The 17,372-nt window shown below is 62.2% G+C and carries 15 protein-coding genes; 9 read left to right on the forward strand and 6 right to left on the reverse strand.

The window, feature by feature from the left end; translation table 11 throughout:
• Nucleotides 1-128 precede the first annotated feature (128 nt).
• Nucleotides 129-2,552 (reverse strand): glycerol-3-phosphate 1-O-acyltransferase PlsB, encoded by a 2,424-nt coding sequence (gene plsB / locus AACW87_RS11110; RefSeq protein WP_043139561.1) that lies wholly within the window; start codon nucleotides 2,550-2,552, stop codon nucleotides 129-131.
• A gap of 204 nt (nucleotides 2,553-2,756) precedes the next feature.
• Here plsB and lexA point away from each other — a divergent pair, with 204 nt between their 5' ends.
• The 4 genes from lexA to AACW87_RS11130 all read left to right on the forward strand — a co-directional run bounded on the left by lexA (nucleotide 2,757) and on the right by AACW87_RS11130 (nucleotide 6,396).
• The gene (gene lexA, locus AACW87_RS11115; protein ID WP_241326741.1) at nucleotides 2,757-3,380 is read left to right on the forward strand and encodes a transcriptional repressor LexA; all 624 of its coding nucleotides are present in this window, start codon (nucleotides 2,757-2,759) and stop codon (nucleotides 3,378-3,380) included.
• Between the two features lie 472 nt (nucleotides 3,381-3,852).
• A complete protein-coding gene (locus AACW87_RS11120) occupies nucleotides 3,853-4,140 on the forward strand; it encodes a hypothetical protein (protein WP_241326742.1) in 288 nt (95 codons plus the stop codon).
• Between the two features lie 221 nt (nucleotides 4,141-4,361).
• Entirely contained in the window at nucleotides 4,362-4,988 is a 627-nt protein-coding gene (locus AACW87_RS11125) for an SCO family protein (RefSeq protein ID WP_241326743.1), read from the forward strand.
• 22 nt (nucleotides 4,989-5,010) lie between these two features.
• Nucleotides 5,011-6,396: an MATE family efflux transporter gene (locus tag AACW87_RS11130; protein WP_241326744.1), complete on the forward strand. Its 1,386-nt coding sequence runs from the start codon at nucleotides 5,011-5,013 to the stop codon at nucleotides 6,394-6,396.
• Nucleotides 6,397-6,468: 72 nt separating this feature from the next.
• Here the strand turns inward: AACW87_RS11130 and trmL are convergent, their stop codons facing one another.
• The 3 genes from trmL to AACW87_RS11145 form a co-directional block, all read right to left on the reverse strand.
• Entirely contained in the window at nucleotides 6,469-6,933 is a 465-nt protein-coding gene (gene trmL / locus AACW87_RS11135) for a tRNA (uridine(34)/cytosine(34)/5-carboxymethylaminomethyluridine(34)-2'-O)-methyltransferase TrmL (protein ID WP_043139552.1), read from the reverse strand.
• Nucleotides 6,934-7,014: 81 nt separating this feature from the next.
• Complete coding sequence (locus AACW87_RS11140) at nucleotides 7,015-8,370, reverse strand: ATP-binding protein (protein ID WP_241326745.1); 1,356 nt, start codon at nucleotides 8,368-8,370, stop codon at nucleotides 7,015-7,017.
• Nucleotides 8,367-9,062 (reverse strand): response regulator, encoded by a 696-nt coding sequence (locus tag AACW87_RS11145; protein WP_043139547.1) that lies wholly within the window; start codon nucleotides 9,060-9,062, stop codon nucleotides 8,367-8,369. The genes AACW87_RS11140 and AACW87_RS11145 overlap by 4 nt, the downstream gene beginning before the upstream one ends.
• Nucleotides 9,063-9,148: 86 nt before the next feature.
• Between AACW87_RS11145 and fieF the strand changes: the two genes are divergently transcribed.
• The 4 genes from fieF (at nucleotide 9,149) to AACW87_RS11165 (ending at nucleotide 12,696) form a co-directional block, all read left to right on the forward strand.
• On the forward strand, nucleotides 9,149-10,060 hold the full coding sequence (gene fieF / locus AACW87_RS11150; RefSeq protein ID WP_043139544.1) for a cation efflux pump FieF: 912 nt from the start codon (nucleotides 9,149-9,151) through the stop codon (nucleotides 10,058-10,060).
• An 8-nt stretch (nucleotides 10,061-10,068) separates the two neighbouring features.
• Complete coding sequence (cysE, locus tag AACW87_RS11155; protein WP_042868480.1) at nucleotides 10,069-10,848, forward strand: serine O-acetyltransferase; 780 nt, start codon at nucleotides 10,069-10,071, stop codon at nucleotides 10,846-10,848.
• A gap of 21 nt (nucleotides 10,849-10,869) precedes the next feature.
• Nucleotides 10,870-12,150 carry a hypothetical protein gene (locus tag AACW87_RS11160; protein ID WP_241326746.1) on the forward strand — a complete coding sequence of 427 codons (1,281 nt, stop codon included), beginning with the start codon at nucleotides 10,870-10,872 and terminating at the stop codon, nucleotides 12,148-12,150.
• A 336-nt stretch (nucleotides 12,151-12,486) separates the two neighbouring features.
• Entirely contained in the window at nucleotides 12,487-12,696 is a 210-nt protein-coding gene (locus AACW87_RS11165) for a cell division protein ZapB (RefSeq protein WP_042037447.1), read from the forward strand.
• Nucleotides 12,697-12,768: 72 nt separating this feature from the next.
• Here the strand turns inward: AACW87_RS11165 and elbB are convergent, their stop codons facing one another.
• Entirely contained in the window at nucleotides 12,769-13,419 is a 651-nt protein-coding gene (gene elbB, locus AACW87_RS11170; protein ID WP_241326747.1) for an isoprenoid biosynthesis glyoxalase ElbB, read from the reverse strand.
• Between the two features lie 400 nt (nucleotides 13,420-13,819).
• Between elbB and polA the strand changes: the two genes are divergently transcribed.
• Complete coding sequence (polA, locus tag AACW87_RS11175) at nucleotides 13,820-16,576, forward strand: DNA polymerase I (RefSeq protein WP_241326748.1); 2,757 nt, start codon at nucleotides 13,820-13,822, stop codon at nucleotides 16,574-16,576.
• A gap of 85 nt (nucleotides 16,577-16,661) precedes the next feature.
• Here the strand turns inward: polA and AACW87_RS11180 are convergent, their stop codons facing one another.
• Complete coding sequence (locus AACW87_RS11180; protein WP_241326749.1) at nucleotides 16,662-17,201, reverse strand: gamma carbonic anhydrase family protein; 540 nt, start codon at nucleotides 17,199-17,201, stop codon at nucleotides 16,662-16,664.
• Nucleotides 17,202-17,372: the final 171 nt, after the last annotated feature.

Raw genomic sequence — 17,372 nt, forward strand, 5'->3', positions numbered from 1 at the left:
GACGCGGGCCGTCCGGGACGCTCACTATTCGAGAGGCGGGGGTCGAGAGGCGGGGGTTACCCTGCTTCCAATGAAAAAGGCCGCATGCTGCGGCCTTTTTATTGCTCTGTGTCTGGCTCTTCTTGAGGTCAGATCCGGTTGCCTGCCTGTATGGTGCGGCGGATCTTGTTGCTCAGCAGCGGCACTATGTTGTCGGCCAGTGCCTGGAAGCGGCCCAGATCCGGTTTGCACTCGGGGGAGAGGTAGCCCTCCTTGCGCAGGGTGTGGATCAGGGTGCTGAACAGCTTCTGGTCGAAGAACTCGGGGGCATTGATGCCGTGCAGGGTGCCGAGGCGCTCCGCCATCATCAGGCCGTCCGCCTCCAGCTGCTCCGCCTCGACATGGGGCTGGGCCAGCACCCGGGTCAGCACTATGGCGTAGCGTTGCAGCGTCTCCTGAATGCTCTCGGCCAGCAGCAGCAAGCGCATCTGGTTGCCCGGATTGACCCAATGGCCGCCATCGCGCGCCTCGACCAGTTGCTGGCGTTGCAGCTCGGCCAGCAGGGCATCGACCAGCTCCGGCAGCTCATCCTCTTCGTAGCGCAGGAACAGTTCCGTCTTGAGCAGCGGGTAGATGTCGACGCAACGGGCGACTATCTCGCCGCGGGAGATCCCCTCGCAACGTTCGATCAGCGCCGCCACCAGGGAGGGCAGGGCGAACAGATGGAGTATGTTGTTGCGGTAGTAGGTCAGTAGGATCGCCTGATAGCGGTCCAGGCTGATGATCTGGCCCAGCTTGTCCTCGCTCACCTCGAACTTGTTGAGCTCCATCGCCTGATCCAGCAGTGTCTTGGCATCCTCATCCGGGATTGTGCTCTGCGGGCTGTAGGGCACCTGCTTGAGCAGATCCAGATAGGTGTTGAGCTGGGCCTGCAGTTCGTCCCGGGTCAGGGCGTGGCGCTCGGCGGCCAGCAGCGCCAGCGCGCTCAGGGTCAGGCCGTTGACGGCGGCGGCCCCGTTGATGCGGGTCATCAGCAGCTCGGCCAGCTGGTTGACGGTGGGCGCCATCCACTCGGGGCGCTCCTCCTGGCCTATGTCGGCCTTCCAGGCCGGCACATGTTCATTGAGGTAGCTGTTGAGGGTCAGCGGCTCGCCGAAGTTGACGAAGCCCCGGCCATAGTTGCGCAGCTTGCGCAGTATGCCGAGCACCTGCAGGAAGCTCTCCTTCTCCTTGCGGCTGCCTTTGAGCTCGTTGTGGTAGGTGTTTACCTCCATCACGTGCTCGTAGCCCAGATAGACGGGCACCAGGGTGACAGGTCTGTCCAGCCCGCGCATCATGGCCTGCAGTGTCATGGCCAGCATGCCGGTCTTGGGTGGCAGCAGGCGGCCGGTACGGGAGCGCCCGCCCTCGGTGAAGAACTCCACCGAATAGCCCTTGGCAAACAGCAGGTTCAGGTATTCACGAAAGACGGTGCTGTAGAGCGGATTGCCCTTGAAGGTGCGGCGGATGAAGAAGGCGCCGCCGTGACGAAAGAGCGGGCCCGCCGGCCAGAAGTTGAGGTTGATGCCCGCCGCTATGTGGGGCGGCACCATGCCCTGGTGATAGATGACGTAGGAGAGCAGCAGGTAGTCCATGTGGCTGCGATGGCAGGGCACATAGACGATCTCGTGCCCTTCCTGCGCCAGCTGGCGTACCTTCTCGGCGCCGTTGACCGACAGGCCGCGGTAGAGCTTGTTCCACAGCCAGCCGAGGAAGCTCTCGCCGAGCCGGATCAACCGGTAGGAGAAGTCGGAGGCGATCTCGTCCATGTAGCCGTGGGCGCGTTTCTGCGCCTTCTCCAGGCTGATGCCGTCGCGCTGCGCCTCTTCCTCGATCGCCTGCTGGATCACGCTCGAATCCAGCAGCTGCCTGAACAGCAGGTTGCGGTTCGGCAGTTTGGGGCCGGTGGCCGCCAGCTGCTGGCGGCTGAAGTGGGTGCGCGCCACCCGCGCCAGCTTGTGGGCTATGGCCTCGTCGGTGCCGTGCTTGTCGGCCATGTGACGCAGGGAGAGTGGCGGGGAGAAGCGCACCAGATTCTCGCGACCCTTGAGGATCACGATCAGCGCCTTCTTGAGGCGGTTCGGTGCCAGGCTGCTGATGATGTTCCAGCCGGAGGCCTCCTCGCCTTCCCGGCCGGGGGCGCGGCCCCAGAACAGGGTGACGGGCACCACCTGGATATCCAGCGCCGGATCCTGCTTGTGCAGATCCAGCAGCTGGTGGAACTCCTGCAGGAAGGGCAGCGGCTTGCTGCGCTTGCCAAACAGGGGAGGCGGACGGTCCAGACAGACGTAGCGCGGCAGCAACTGGCCGTTCAGCTCCAGCGGCGTGAAAGGACCGGGCAGGCCGAGATCCTCGCAGCACTGTTGCAGCGTCATCAGGTCGGTGATCGAGCTGGTTTTCAGGGCATAGACTATGGGTCTGGCCGGATCCAGCTTGAGCTCGGTGATGGGATTTTCCGGCAGGCTCTTGTGATTGACCAAGCCACTGACCGGCCATTGCAAGATGGCTCTGGAAATCTTCTGTCCAAGGGACATGTGCGTCTGCTCTCCGAAAAAATGCGGCGTGAGCATAGCAAATCACCGGCGCCTTGTCGCCGAGAGGTACGATGAGTCGGCTGCGCAGGATCAAAACAACGGTAAATGAGCGCCAGGCCATGACAAATGTCAGCTGTGCCTTGCCTTGGCCACAGCACTGTATATACTGCCAGTGTGCTGTATAAAAAGACAGGTGCCAATGTTATGAAACCTCTTACCCCCCGCCAGGCCGAAGTGCTGGAGCTGATCAAGGTAAACATGAGCGAGACCGGCATGCCGCCGACTCGCGCCGAGATTGCCCAGAAGCTTGGTTTCAAGTCGGCCAATGCGGCCGAGGAACATCTGAAGGCCCTGGCCAAGAAAGGGGCCATCGAGATCATGCCGGGGACTTCCCGCGGCATCCGTCTGCTGATCGAAGAGGAAGAGGTGCTGGAAGAGACAGGCCTGCCCCTGATCGGCAAGGTCGCGGCCGGTGAACCTATCCTGGCGCAGGAGCACATCGAGAGCCACTACCAGGTGGATCCTGCCCTGTTCCACCCCCGGGCGGATTTTCTGCTGCGGGTGCAGGGCATGAGCATGAAGAACATCGGCATTCTGGATGGCGACCTGCTGGCGGTCCACAAGACCCAGGAGGTGCGCAACGGCCAGGTAGTGGTGGCGCGCCTCGATGAGGATGTCACCGTCAAGCGCTTCCAGCGCAAGGGCAGCCAGGTGTGGCTGCTGCCGGAAAACGAGGATCTGGAGCCCATAGCGGTGGATCTCTCCAGCCAGCAGCTCACCATAGAAGGGCTGGCCGTCGGCGTGATCCGCAACGCCGACTGGATGTAATCACCCTCGCCATCACACGGCCTCCTGCGGGAGGCCGTGTCGTTTCTGTGTTCCTTTCCCCATGATTTCAATCAGATCCTGATACCCGCCATTTTGTCTGCGGCGAATGGCCGCAGGTGACTCATTTCAGATATATCATTTGGTAAGGCAGTGGACTCGTTGCACTGCCCCCCGGATGCTCGACAAGACGCTCTTTACCCACGTCGCAGGTGGCAGGAACCCAGGGGCAGCAGGGATGCATGACAACAGCCTCATGTGAGCTGGACAGCAATGGCATTTGGCCTGCTCACCACAGAGAGAGGCGATATCACGGGATAAGAAGGGAGGGTGGCCAGCATGGCACCGACGGCAACGACCGTCCGGGTAATGAGGGCACACTCGCGCAGTCGACACGCGGCAGTCACAGGATCTGGCCACCTAGCGGTGGCAGACGATGCCGGTCGGCGTGACCTCTTGGTCAAGGAGGACAGGTATGGCTTCAAGCTCGCCATGGGATCCGGGTCTGGCATCGCCCGTTTCTTCCATCACACGGTTCATCAAGGGTAACCGGATGACCCGTTTCTATGCGCTCTGGGTGCATCACAAGGGTGCCTGCTGGACCATCTGGCTGGGCTGTCCCAAGGACAAGATAGTCCGTCTGGTTCGTCTGTTTCACAGCCATCACGACAGGGGACAGGCGGAGGCTCCCTGGACGGCCCCCGTCATACCACTCCGCGCCCTGACCCGTCGCCCCCATGAGCGGCGCAGGCTGCAACCCTGATAGCCCCGCGTGCTGCTGACAGCCCCACCCTGACGGTGGGGCTGCTGTTTTCTGGCCTTGTTCGCCCGGCGGCCTGCCCATAGCGTCATCCCCTGACCGAAGTTGGATGCCGAATCGGCATCCGGTACATGGGATGGTCCGGTCCGGGATTGGCTGGGTTACAATGGGTCATCCATTCGGGCCCGGTCTGCGGGCATGTCGAAGTGAAAGGGTCTGTTGTTATGGTTAAACCGCGTTACCCCTTGCTGTTTCTGCTGCTGGTCGGGGGCATGATGGCCGCATTCTACTGGAACCAGCCCTCCCTGCCCGAGCAGGCCGACTACTACCCGGCGGGGCGGGACATCAACCCGTTTGCCTTCACCGACGAGGACGGTCAGCCCTTCGTCCCAGCCAGTCTGGTGGGGCACTGGACCTTCCTGTTTGTCGGTTATACCTTCTGCCCGGATATATGCCCGACCACGCTGGCGGATCTGCGCTCCGTCTACCCGGCGCTGAAGAAGATCGCACCCGAGAGCCAGGTAGTGTTCATCTCGGCGGATCCGCAGCGGGATGACGTGGCCCGCCTCAAGACCTATACCGCCTTCTTTCACTCCGAGTTCAAGGCGGCAACCGGCACCCATGACAAGCTGTTCCCGTTTGTGCGCAATCTGGGCCTCATCTACTCCATCGCCGATCAGGGGGAGAAGGAGTACCTGATAGACCACTCCGCCTCCATAGTGCTGATCAACCCGGAAGGCAAGCTGGAGGCCGTGTTCCGTCCCCAGATGAGCGAGGGGCAGGTGCCCCACGTGGTCATGGCGACCCTGGTCTCCGATTTCGCCAGAATCGTGCAACTGGAAGGCGAGTGATGCAGGACGAGCGTCGGTTGCCATGATGATCCCGCCCTGGTTGAAAGACGGCCGGCGCCATGGCGCCGTATTTGCCCTGGCCTTGCCCATGGTGCTCTCCAATATCACCACCCCCTTGCTGGGGCTGGTGGATACCTGGGTGATCGGTCATCTCGGCCAAGCCTGGTTCCTCGGCGGCGTCTCGGTCGGGGCTACCCTCATCAATCTCATCTTCTGGCTGCTGGGTTTCCTGCGCATGTCCACCACAGGGTTGACCGCCCAGGCCCATGGCGCCGGCAGCCCGCACAGCCAGCTCGACACCCTGGCGCGGGCGCTCGGCCTCGCCGTCGGACTGGGGCTGGCCCTGCTACTGCTGTTGCTGCCCTTCCTGCCTTCGCTCATTGCACTCGGTGGCGGTTCTGCCGAGGTGCAGAGCTATGCCGGCGAATATGTGTCGGTACGGATCTGGAGCGCGCCGGCGGCACTCTGCAATCTGGTGATCATGGGCTGGCTGCTGGGCATGCAGGATGCCCGCAGCCCTATGCTGCTGCTGATCTTCACCAACCTGGTCAACATGGCGCTGGATACTTGGTTCGTGCTGGGGCTGGGCTGGCAGGTGAAAGGAGTGGCCGCCGCCTCGCTGCTGGCAGATTACAGCGCCCTGGGGGTCGGGCTCTGGCTGGTGAGCCGTCATCTGCGCCGCCTGTCGCCCGAGGTGTGGCAGGGGGCCTGGCAGCGCTGGCGTCAGTGGCCGGCCTTGCTGAGACTGCTCAGTCTGAACCGGGATATCTTCGTCCGCTCCCTCTGTCTGCAACTCTGTTTCGCCTTCATGACCTTGCAGGGGGCGCGGCTGGGCGACGTGGCGGTCGCCGCCAATGCGGTGCTACTCAACTTCCTGATGCTCATCTCCTACGGGCTGGATGGCTTTGCCTACGCGGTGGAGGCCATGGTGGGCCGCGCCATAGGCCGGCGGGATCGGCAGGGGCTGCGCGAGGCCATAGTGCTGAACCTGGGGTGGGCGTTATTCATAGCAATGGGTTTCAGTCTGCTGTTTGCGGCGGGTGGCAGTCGGCTCATCGCCCATATCACCGACATTCCGGCGGTGATCGCCGAGGCGAATCGCCAGTTGCCCTGGCTGATCGTCATGCCCTTGCTGGCGGTCTGGTGTTTCCTGCTGGATGGGGTCTTCATAGGCGCGACCCGGGCCCGCGAGATGCGCAACAGCATGCTGGTGGCGGTACTGTGCGGCTTCTTCCCCATCTGGTGGCTCTGTCAGGGCTGGGGCGTGGCCGCCTTGTGGGCCGCCATGGGGGCGCTGATGGCGGGGCGGGGTCTGACGCTGGGGTGGCTGTGCTGGCAACTGGAACGCGATGGCCGTCTGTTGCACTCACCCCACGGCATGGAGCAGGCCGAGGGCGAGCCGTCATAGCCTGGCTGGCATGATCCTGTTGCAAGGGCTGGCCCATCACAGGGACGGCATCACCCGGTGGCGGCCAAGAGCCTAGAGGGATCCCTCATAGCCCAGCTGGCGCCAGCTCTCATACACGAATACCGCCACCGCATTGGCGAGGTTCATGCTGCGGCTCTGGGGCAGCATGGGGATGCGCAGCCGCTGCTCGAACGGCAGGCTCTCGATGAGATCCGCAGGCAGGCCACGGCTCTCCGGGCCGAACAGCATGGCGTCGCCGGGGGCAAACTGCACGGCCGAATGGGCAGTTCTTCCCTTGGTGGTGCAGGCGAATACCCGCCTGGGCGCCACCTCGGCCAGAAAGGCGTCATAGTCAGGCCAGCGCTTCACCTCGGCAAACTCGTGATAATCGAGCCCGGCCCGCTTCACCCGCTTGTCATCCCACTCGAAACCCAGCGGCTCTATCAGGTGCAGCCGGTAGCCTGTGTTGGCGCAGAGACGGATGATATTGCCGGTATTGGGCGGAATTTCCGGTTGGTAGAGCACTATGTCGAGCATGGCGGGATCCTGATGGGGGCCTAGATTGGGGCGAAAGGGGCGCCAGCATACCCAGCGCCCGGATGGATGAAAAGAGGCGACTCAGCCGATGGGCAGGCGGATGGTGATGGTCAGCCCGGCTGGCTGGTTGCTGCTGGCGCGTATGGTGCCACCGTGACGCTGGATCGCCTCCGAGGCGATGGCCAGCCCGAGCCCGGTGCCGCCTGTCTTGGCGTTGCGGGCATCATCCACCCGGAAGAAGGGCAGGAACAGCTGGGCCTGCTGCTCCACAGGCACGCCGGGGCCATCGTCGCGTATGGTCATCACCCACTCCCGTCCCTCTCGATACCAGTCCACCTTGATGAACTCGCGGGCGTACTTGAGCGCGTTGCGCAGCGGATTCTCCAGTGCCCGCGCCAGCAGCTCGGGCCACATCCGGATCGACTCGGTCGGCAGGGGCGGCAGCCGCAACTGCTTGCCGCTCTGGTTTGCCTCGAACATGGCATCGTCCAGCATGGGCTCCAGCAGCTCCGCCAGCGGCATCACCACGGGCGCCTCCACGTGTTGCTGCACCCGCGACAGGTCGAGCAGGTCGCCGATCAGCTTGTCGAGCCTGCCTATCTCTGACTCTATCCGTGCCAGCTCGCTGCTGTCCCCCTGCTTGCGCCGGATCAGTGCCTGCGCCAGCTGGATGCGGGTAAGCGGGCTGCGCAGCTCGTGGGAGATGTCGGACAACAGCTGCTTCTGCTTCTGGATCATGTTTTTGAGGGTATCGACCATGTGGCTGACGTGATCCGCCAGCTGGCCGATCTCGTCGCGCCGCCCCAGGTTGGGGATCTGCGCCTCCAGGTTGCCCTCCGCCAGCTGGGAGACAGACCGCTGCAACTGCAGTATGGGGCGGGTCAGGCGCCAGGCCAGCAGCAGGCAGAGCGGGGTGCTGACCAGCATGGCGATGCCCAGGATCTGGATCGGGTGATCCAGGATCTGGATGAACAGAAACAGATAGGAGTTTTCGACATTGAGGCCGAAGTAGACGTGATAGATCTGGCCGCGATGCTCCATCTGGAAGGGGCCGGCGATGGCCCGCTTGTGCTCGCTGCCCAGCATGGGCTTGGCCGGGTTGTCCGAATCGAGCATGAAGCGGACCACGAACTTGCTCAGGCGAGTGGTGGACTGCATCTGGCCTTTCTCATCGCGCAGATAGATGTTGTCCACCGGCAGCAGGCCCGCCGCGTCTATGGCCTGCACCAGATCGAAGTCATGATCGGGATCCGCCCCCTTCTGCAACGCCTTCAGGTTGTTGTTCATCCTGGTCATCTCGTGCGCCGGCAAGGGGATGATGTTGCGGGGATCCAGGGTCGGCAGTATCACCACGGCCGCCAGCACCACCAGCAGCATGAGCCAGAACCAGAGGAAGATCTGGGTGGAGAGGCCATTGAAGGTGCGGGCCGTGCTCATGCCTGTTCCAGCCACAGATAGCCGCGGCCGCGCACCGTCTTGAAGCGGGGCTGGCCATCGGTGCGCTCCGGCAGCTTCTTGCGCAGGTTGCTCAGGTGCATGTCGATGGCGCGATCGAAGGGCTCCAGCTTCTTGCCGAGCACCTGCTCGGAGAGATGGCTCTTGCTGATGATCTGGCCCGGGTTGCGCAGCAGGCACTCCAGCAGCCCGAATTCGGTGGCGGTGAGCTCCAGCAGCTGATCGCCGCTGCTGGCCTGTTGCAGGCCGGGTTGCAGCACCAGATCCATGAAGCGAAGCTCTTCGGAGGTGCCGCCGCGCTGGGGCTGGGCACTCTGGGTCCGGCGCAGTATGGCGCGCACCCGGGCCAGCAGCTCCCTGTCATCAAATGGTTTGGCGAGATAGTCGTCGGCCCCGGCTTCCAGCCCGTTGACCCTGTCCTGGCTGTCGCCACGGGCCGTCAGCATCAGCACAGGGGTGTCGTGGGTCTTGCGCAGCCTGGTCAGCATGGCGAAGCCGTTGAGCCTGGGCATCATCACGTCCAGCAGCACCAGGTTGAAGTCCTGCTCGGCCAGTCGCAGCAACCCCTCTTCGCCATCCTCGGCGACTGTGACCTGGAAGCCTTCCAGAGTCAGAATTTCGGTGAGCAGCTGGGTCAGCTCGAGATCGTCGTCGACCAGGAGTATTTTGTGCATCTGAAGTCATTCCGCTGATTTTTCGCGCCAAGCCGGCGCAGGGGTCAGGGTATAATAGATTTTTAACCGCAAGAGGAAAGCCGGTTTTGAGCCATCAACAATATTCCCGCTGGGTAACGCTGGCCAGCATGGCCGCCGTCACCACGGCTACCCTGCTGATCACCGGCAAGCTGATCGCTTGGCTCATGACGGATTCATCGAGTCTGCTGGCATCGCTCACCGACTCCTTCATGGATGTCAGCGCCTCCATCATCAACCTGCTGGCCATTCGCTATGCGCTGGCGCCGGCCGATGACGAGCACCGCTTCGGCCACGGCAAGGCGGAGTCGCTGGCGGGCCTCATCCAGTCCGCGTTTATTTCGGGCTCGGCCCTGCTGCTGGTGATGCACGGCATCTCCTCCCTGCTCAACCAGGCGCCCATACTGCGGCTCGAAGCGGGTCTCTGGGTCAGCGGCGGCTCCATAGTGCTGACCCTGCTGCTGGTCAGTTTCCAGGGCTTTGTCATCCGCAAGACCAACAGCGTGGCCATCAAGGCCGACATGCTGCACTACCGTTCCGACCTGCTGCTCAACGGCGGCGTCCTGCTGGCGCTGGTGCTGGCGGGGCGGGGCTGGTTCTGGGCCGACGGCCTGTTTGCCATCCTGATCGGCCTGTTCCTGCTGTGGGGCGCCATCCATATCGGCTATGAGTCGGTGCAGGCGCTGCTCGATCGTCAGTTGCCAGCCGAAGAACAAGCGAGAATAATGGCTCTCTGCTGTGACGTCGAAGGTGTCCACGGGGTGCATGATCTGCGTACCCGTCAATCCGGTCCGACCCGCTTCGTGCAGTTGCATCTGGAGCTGGATGACCAGCTCCCTCTGGTCAAGGCCCATCAGATCGCCGATGAAGCCGAACTGGCGGTGCGTCAGGAATTCGAGCGCATGGATGTCATCATTCATATGGACCCCATCTCTGTGGTGCACAAGGAACAGCAAGGCACTCCATCAGAACAACAGTAGGCTGCAACATGGATGATCTGGTTGCCAAAACCTGGCAAAAAATTGAGCGAGAAGCGGCATGCATGGTGACCGAAGAGCCTATGCTGGCCAGCTTCTTTCATTCCACCATTCTCAATCACAAGAACCTGCGCTCGGCCCTCAGCTTCCAGCTGGCCAACAAGCTCGACAGCGCTACCATGCCTGCCATCGCCCTGCGCGAGGTGATCGAGCTGGCCCTGCGCAGCGAGCCCGAGTTGCTGGCGGCAGTGGCGGCCGACATCTGCGCCGTGCAGGAGCGTGACCCTGCGGTCGATCTCTTCTCCACCCCGCTGCTCTACCTCAAGGGCTTTCATGCCCTGCAAGGCTATCGGGTCGCCAACTGGCTGTGGCGCCAGGGGCGTCGCTCGCTGGCGCTCTACCTGCAAAACCAGATTTCGGTGGTGTTCGGGGTCGACGTGCACCCGGCGGCGCGGATCGGCAAGGGCATCATGTTTGACCATGCCACCGGCATAGTGGTCGGCGAGACGGCGGTGATCGAGGACGATGTCTCCATCTTGCAGAGCGTGACCCTGGGCGGTACCGGCAAGGAGAGCGGCGATCGCCACCCCAAGATCCGCGAAGGGGTCATGATAGGGGCGGGCGCCAAGGTGCTCGGCAATATCGAAGTGGGGATGGGCGCCAAGATAGGTGCCGGCAGCGTGGTGATCAACCCGGTGCCGCCGCACACCACAGTGGCGGGCGTACCGGCCAAGATAGTGGGCCGCCCGGAGTGCGACAAGCCTTCGCTGGATATGGATCAGTGCCTCTGATCCCCTGACCGAGACGATTCGATGGCCAAGCGCTGGTCAGGTTATTTGATCCTGGGGATGTGGCTGCTCAACCTGCTGCACCTCTATCTGGGATTCTCCCCCTGGCCTGCGGCCATTGCCGCCTGGGCCGCTTCCCTGCTCACCTGGCCCTGGCTGGTGGGGGCGGCCAAACGGCAGGCCCTGGCCCTGTACGGGGCCGCGCTTGCGCTGCTGATTTTCTCCTGGTGGCGGGGCGCCAGCCTCAACCCGGGCGACTGGCTGCTGCCCAACATCAACATGCTCACCATGTTTGCCGCCGTGAGCACCCTCAACTTGGCGACGTCGGGCCTGCTGACCGGGACTGCCTCCTGGTCCGGCCGCAAGGGGCTGTGGAGCACCATGGCCAGCCTCAACCTGCTGGGTGCCGTCATCAACCTCTCCGTGCTGTTCATCATCGGCGATCGGCTGGAGCGGGGCGGCACCCTGGAGCGGCGTCAGGTGATGGTGCTGAGCCGGATCTTCTGTGCCGCGGCCTTCTGGTCCCCCTTCTTCGTCGCCATGGCGGTGGCGCTCACCTATGCCCCAGGTCTGCAACTGTCGAGCATCTTGCCGTTTGGCGTGGTCGCCGCGCTGCTGGCGATGGGACTGACCGCCTGGCAGGTGGAGCGACTCGGGGTAGAGGACTTTGCTGGCTACCCGCTGCGGTTGCAGACCCTGGGGCTGCCGGTGGCCTTGGCGCTGCTGGTGCTGCTGATCAAGCAGATCTGGCCAGCGCTCGGCATTCTGGCGGTGATCGCCCTGGTGGCACCGCTGCTGGCGCTGCTGTTCATGCCCAGAGCCGGGCGAGGCGCCGCCCTCAAGCGGCAGGTGGTGGAGCGCTTCCCCGCCATCGGCGGTCAGCTGGTGCTGTTTCTGGGGGCCGGTTTGCTGGCCGCCGGCATCAACAGTGCGCTGTCGGTGCTCGAACTCGGGGGCGAACACGGGCTGCCGCTGTTCAACCATTTCGGCTGGCTGGAGTCATCCCTGACTCTGCTGCTGATCCTGCTGGTGGCCATCGTCGGCGTGCATCCGCTCATCAGCATCTCCGGGTTGGCGCCGCTGCTCTGGCCGCTTGCGCCGGATCCCAGCCTGCTCGGCATGTGTTTTCTGCTGGGGTGGGGGCTGGCGACCGGCACCAGTCCGCTCTCCGGCTCCAACCTGGCGCTGGCGTCCCGCTACAACCTGAGTGCCGGCTTGATCCTGCGCTGGAACCTGCTCTACGGCCTGTTGATGTACGGGGTCGCCTGCCTGTTGCTGGGTACTTATATCACGCTGCACAGCTGACGGGGTAACCTGGCGGCGCGGTATGGATTCGAGATTGGATGCCTGTTGCCGGGGCTTGAATCATGCTGTGCGGCTGACGGGATAATCTGGAAACCGGGTTCGATGACATGCCCGTGGTCACTGCCTCGACGAAGGGTTGTCTGTCGGTTGCCAGGGTCTTGTCGCGGTCCGGGCGCAGGATGCGAGAAAAACAGACGCATATTTAGGCAATACATCTATGGAAGGCGCATTTTACAGCGCACTGGCTTGTTTGTGCCGATGCCCTCAGGGTATGCTGGCTTCACGCGCTTGAATCGCCCTCTGTGGGGCATCGCAATTGAACATACAGGTATGCATATGTCACTAGAAGTCCTTGAGCAACTCGAATCCAAAGTACAATCCGCCGTCGACAACATCTCTCTGCTGAAGATGGAGCTGGACGAGCTGAAAGAGCAAAACGGCAAGCTGCAAGACGAAAACCATCAGCTGCGCAACGAACACGTTGCCTGGCAGGAACGTCTGCGCGCCCTGCTGGGCAAGATGGATCAGATGGGCGAAACCATCTAGTCTGCTGCCGGTTGGCAACATTGAAAACGGGCCGCTCCATGAGCGGCCCGTTTGTTTATGGCGGGTCGGGGATCAGAGGGTCAGCAGCTGTTTGACCGTCTTCTCGATGCCGTCCGCCGCTTCGACTATGTTGTTGGCCAGCATGTAGGCGGGGGTGGAGATCACCTTGCGCTCCTGATCCACTACGAACTCGTTGACCGGGCAGTTGAGATGGCTGCCGCCCATCGCCTCTATGGCGTTGGCTGTGCCCTCGTCATGGCCGATAGTCGCCAGCGTTCCGGCACCATAGATGAGCGGTATCATGGCGGGCGCGATGCAGATATAGGCGGCCGGTTTATTGGCAGTGGCAAAGCTCTGGCACGCTTTCAGCACATCCGGCTGGATCTGGCACTCGGCGCCCCGGATGGCGAAGTCGCACAGGTTCTTGGCCGCCCCAAAGCCGCCGGGCACCAGCAGGGCGTCGTAATCGGCCGCATCCAGCTCGGCCACATCCTTGATCTGGCCACGGCAGATGCGCGCCGCCTCGACCAGCACGTTGCGGCTCTCCCCCTCGCTGACGTCACCCGTTAGGTGGTTGACCACATGCAACTGCGCCACGTTCGGGGCGAAGCATTGGGTGGTGGCGCCATGGCGGGCCAGCGCCAGCAGGCTGATGACGGCTTCATGGATCTCGGCCCCGTCAAACACGCCACAGCCACTCAAAATCACGGCCACTTTTTTCATGGCAAACTCCTCGTTGTTGAAAATGTGAGCCAGGATAGATTGTTGTACTTTTGTATGGTTATCGCTCGCCATCCGCTGGTCAAGTCATCTCGCTGTGCTAGGATTGTTTCGTTTTGGATCCTGCTGTACCTACTCCCTTAAATCTTTTTCCACATTGATCGAGATCATTCCAACAGTCTCACGATCGGTTTTTACGATCTCAATATGCTGTTTTATATGGATTTTATATTTTTTGTGCACAGTTTTATCACTGTGGCTCATACTGCGCCCCATTTTTGAACACAGACTTATCCACAGCTTGAGTCCCCTTGGCTGCCCGCTTAGGGTGCTGCTGCACCCCTTGGTGTGAGGGGGGCCCTGTGGCATCCTAGCGGCTGTTTATCTCTGGCAGGACGATTTCATGGCCCCTAGCAACCCCCTTATTCTGGTCGACGGCTCTTCTTATCTTTACCGCGCCTTCTTCGCCTCCCAGCAGGCCGATCTGCGCACTTCGACCGGTTTGCCGAGCGGCGCCGTCCGTGTCATGGCCAACATGATGCGCAGCCTGCGCAAGCAATACCCTGACTGCCATGTGGCCGTGGTGTTTGACGCCAAGGGCAAGACCTTCCGCGACGACATCTATCCCGAGTACAAGGCGACCCGTGCCAGCATGCCGGACGATCTGCGCAGCCAGGTCGCCCCCATCCACCAGATGATCAAGGCGATGGGCTTCCCCTTCTTGATGGTCGAAGGCGTCGAGGCCGACGACGTGATCGGCACGCTCGCCCGCCAAGCGACCGAGAAGCAGCTGCCCGTACTGATCAGCACGGGTGACAAGGACATGGCGCAGCTGGTCTCAGACCACGTCACCCTGATCGACACCATGAAAGATGTTAAGACCGACAGGGAAGGGGTGATCGAGAAGTTTGGCGTGCCGCCGGAGCTCATCATCGACTATCTGGCCCTGATGGGCGACAAGGTAGACAACATTCCCGGCATGACAGGCGTCGGCGAGAAGACGGCGCTGGCCCTGTTGCAGGGGATCGGCAGCATAGACGAGATCGCCGCCAATCTGGACAAGGTGGCGGCCCTCGGCTTCCGCGGTTCCAAGGCGTTCGCCGACAAGTTCCGCGAGCAGGAGGAGCAGGTGCGCCTCTCTTATCTCCTGGCGACCATCAAAACCGATGTCGAGCTGGAACAGAGTCTGGAACAGCTGTTGCTCAAACCGGTCGACAAGGAGTCCCTGCTGGCCGTCTATCGCGAATATGAGCTGCGCAACCTGATCAAGGAACTGGAGTCCGGTGGCGAAGAGGGTGCCGGTTCGGAAGAGGGGAGCGATGATACGGCTGCCCCCGTTGCCGCCATCGAAACCGACTACCGCTGCATTCTGGACGAGGCCGAGTTTGACGACTGGCTGGCGCAGTTGCAGGCGGCGCCGCTGTTCGCCTTCGATACCGAAACTACCAGCCTCGACTACATGGAGGCGCGCATCGTCGGGGTCTCCTTCGCCGTCGAAGCGGGCAAGGCCGCCTATGTGCCCTTTGGTCACGACTATCTGGGGGCACCGGTGCAGTTGACCGAAGCCGTGGTGCTGGGCAAGCTCAAACCGCTGCTGGAAGATCCGACCCGTCTCAAGGTGGGTCAGAACCTCAAGTACGATCGCAACGTGCTGCTCAACCACGACATTGACCTGCAGGGCATCGCCTACGACACCATGCTCGAGTCCTATGTGCTCAACTCCACCGCCAGCCGTCACGACATGGATTCGCTGGCCAAGCGTTATCTCGGGGCCGAGACCACCTCGTTTGAAGATATCGCGGGCAAAGGGGTCAAGCAGCTCACCTTCAACCAGATCGAGCTGGAGCAGGCCGCCCCCTATGCGGCGGAAGATGCCGATATCACTCTGCGTCTGCACCAGACTCTGTGGGGACAGCTGGAAGCCGTGCCTGGCCTGCGCCAGGTATTCAGCGACATCGAGCTGCCGTTGCTGCCGGTGCTGGCGCGGATGGAGCTGCTCGGGACCACCATAGATCCCAAGCTGCTGCATCAGCAGAGCCAGGAGATAGAGCTGCGTCTGGCCGAACTGGAGCGTCAGGCCCACGAGCTGGCCGGGCAGGAGTTCAACCTCTCCTCACCCAAGCAGCTGGGGGAGATCCTCTTCACCAAGCTGGGGCTGCCGATCATCAAGAAGACCCCCAAGGGAGCGCCGTCCACCGCGGAAGAGGTGCTGGCCGAGCTGGCCGAGACCTACGAGCTGCCGCGCCTGCTGATGGAACACCGCACGCTGGCCAAGCTCAAGTCCACCTATACCGACAAGCTGCCGCTGATGATCAAGCCCCAGACCGGGCGGGTACACACCTCCTATCATCAGGCTGTGGCGGCCACCGGCCGTTTGTCCTCCTCTGACCCCAACTTGCAGAACATCCCGGTGCGCAACGAGCAGGGGCGCCGGATCCGCCAGGCCTTCATTCCGAGTGCCGGTTACAAGCTGGTGGCGGCTGACTACTCCCAGATCGAGCTGCGCATCATGGCGCACCTCTCCGGTGACAAGGGGCTGCTGACCGCGTTTGCCGAGGGCAAGGACATCCACAAGGCAACCGCTGCCGAGGTGTTCGGGGTGGCGCTCGATGCGGTTACCACCGACATGCGCCGCAGCGCCAAGGCGATCAACTTCGGCCTCATCTATGGCATGAGCGCCTTCGGTCTGGCCAAACAGCTGGGGATAGGTCGTGCCGAGGCGCAGAAGTACATGGATCTTTACTTCGAACGCTACCCGGGCGTGCTGGAATACATGGAGCGCACCCGTCAGCAGGCGGAAGCGCAGGGCTATGTCGAGACCCTGTTCGGCCGTCGCCTCTATCTGCCGGATATCAAGTCCCGCAACGCCGGTCTGCGCAAGGCCGCCGAGCGGGCCGCGATCAACGCCCCCATGCAGGGGACGGCCGCCGACATCATCAAGCGCGCCATGATCAACGTGGATGGCTGGATCCGCGGCATCGAGGATGAGTCGATCCGCATGCTGATGCAGGTACACGATGAACTGGTGTTCGAGATCCGCGAAGAGAAGCTGGAGGAGTACGTCGCCATCATCAAGGAGAAGATGTCGGCGGCGGCCGAGCTGCATGTGCCCCTGCTGGTCGAGGCGGGAACCGGCGATAACTGGGATCAGGCCCACTAACGCTCCGCACTCTGTTGCTGTGTGGATAGCTATATAAGAAGAGAAGCCCGGCATCACGCCGGGCTTCCTGTTTACAGCGTGCATATCAGGCCTCTTGCAGGTACTCGTCCTTGAGCAGGACATAGTTGTCGGCCGAGGTCTTGAGAAACGCAATTTCGGCAGGCTTGAGCGCCCGGGCCTGTTTGACCGGGTTGCCCATATAGAGGAAGCCGGCTTCGAGCCGTTTGCCCGGCGGCACCAGACTGCCGGCGCCTATCATCACGTCATCTTCTACCACCACTCCATCCAGAATGATGGCCCCCATGCCGACCAGCACCCGATTGCCTAGGGTGCAGCCGTGCAGCATGGCCTTGTGGCCGACGGTGACATCTTCCCCGATCAACAGCGGATAGCCGTCAGGATTGCTGGCACTCTTGCGGGTGAGATGCAGCACTGTGCCATCCTGAATATTGCTGCGAGCCCCGATGCGTATGTGGTTCACATCACCCCGGGCCGCCACCATGGGCCAGATGCTGGCATCGTCGGCCAACTCTATATCTCCCACCAGGGTGGCGCAGGGGTCTACATATACCCGTTTGCCCAATTGCGGGCGTTTTCCCTTGTAAGGTCTCAGTCGCAAGTCCATCTTGGCCTCCTTGTTTTCGGCCATTCTAGCAATCCAGGGCCAGTTTCTGTGGATAAGTTTGTACAAAAGCTGTGGTTGGTTATGAATAACTAAATAAGTGCCGATTTTTGCAGTTTTATTGCATTGCGACCCTTGCCAACGCGATCAATCTCTCTATAATGCGCCACATCG

The sequence above is a fragment of the Aeromonas sp. MR7 genome, from assembly GCF_963899385.1.
In the GTDB taxonomy this organism is placed as follows: domain Bacteria; phylum Pseudomonadota; class Gammaproteobacteria; order Enterobacterales; family Aeromonadaceae; genus Aeromonas; species Aeromonas bestiarum.